General features: G+C 65.8%; 2 protein-coding genes. Both read left to right on the top strand.

Translation table 11 applies throughout. The annotated features are described in order from the left end of the window. The coding region (locus RMN95_RS12895) for a GDP-mannose 4,6-dehydratase (protein WP_309617310.1) at positions 1-333 on the top strand (333 nt) is incomplete at its 5' end. Then, the gene (locus RMN95_RS12890) at positions 237-944 is read left to right on the top strand and encodes a GDP-mannose 4,6-dehydratase (protein ID WP_309617311.1); all 708 of its coding nucleotides are present in this window, start codon (positions 237-239) and stop codon (positions 942-944) included. The genes RMN95_RS12895 and RMN95_RS12890, both read left to right, overlap by 97 nt. The last annotated feature ends 164 nt before the right edge of the window (positions 945-1108 follow it).

The following is a 1108-nucleotide window of genomic DNA, read 5'->3' as shown; positions in this document are numbered from 1 at the left end:
ACCGGGGTCACGGGGCAGGATGGCACCTACCTGGCGAGCGACCTCCTCGCGCAGGGGTTCGAGGTGCATGGGCTCGTGAAGCCCGGCGACGTGACTCTCGCGGACCGCTCACCATTCGTGGTTGCGCATGAGGGCGACCTTACCGATGCAGGCTTTCTCGCGGACCTCATAGCCCGTGTTGCGCCCGATGAGGTCTATATAACCTTGCCGGCCAGACGTCGGTCGCGGCATCCTGGATCGACCCAGTCGGAACTGCGGCGACCACGGGCAGTGCTGTGGCGAGCATGGCGCTGGGCTGCTGGGAGTTGCAGGAGCGCACCGGCAAGCCGGTGAAATTCGTGCAGGCCTCCAGTGCAGAGATCTTTGGAGCGGCGACGCAGGTTCCACAGGACGAGGCGACACCGATCTCGCCCGTATCGCCCTACGGGGCAGCCAAGGCATTCGGGCACTTTACGGTGAGCGCGTTTCGAAGCCGCGGGCTTCACGCCTCGTCCTGCATCCTTTATAACCACGAATCTCCGCTGCGGCCAGAGACGTTTGTGACGAGGAAGATCACCGCGGCCGCGGCCCGCATCTCGCTCGGCCTCCAGGACACGCTGTCGCTGGGCACGCTCGACGTATCGAGGGACTGGGGTTGGGCGCCCGACTACGTTCGTGCCATGCAGCTGGCCGCGCGCCATACCGACGCGGCCGACTTCGTGATCGGGTCGGGGGTTGAGCATACGGTCCGTGACTTCGTCGCAGCCGCGTTCACCGCGGCGGGCATATCCGACTGGGAGGATCGCGTCGTGCTTGATCCCGCCTTCGTCCGGCCGGCCGACCCGCCGAGGCAGCTGGCCGATAGCTCCCGAGCGCGATCCGTTCTCGGCTGGGCTCCCGATGTGGGTTTCGATGAACTGGTGAGCAGAATGGTCGCGGCCGACCTCGCCATGCTTCGTCGCTAGATGTTGTTGGGAGCAGAGCCCGCATCCCGAAGCTCTCGCAGCGCGGTTCGCCAGCTGAGATGGTGGGCGGCCTTCACCGAGCAGGCAACAAAGGTGAGCCACCCGAACTCGAGCAGGATCGAACTTTCGGCGAGCGCTGTGGTGACGAGCACGACCAGCACGAG

This window comes from Salinibacterium sp., from assembly GCF_031364185.1.
Taxonomy (GTDB): domain Bacteria; phylum Actinomycetota; class Actinomycetes; order Actinomycetales; family Microbacteriaceae; genus Rhodoglobus.
The sequence above is the reverse complement of the archived record's forward strand: the minus strand, read 5'-3'. Positions and strand labels throughout refer to the sequence as shown.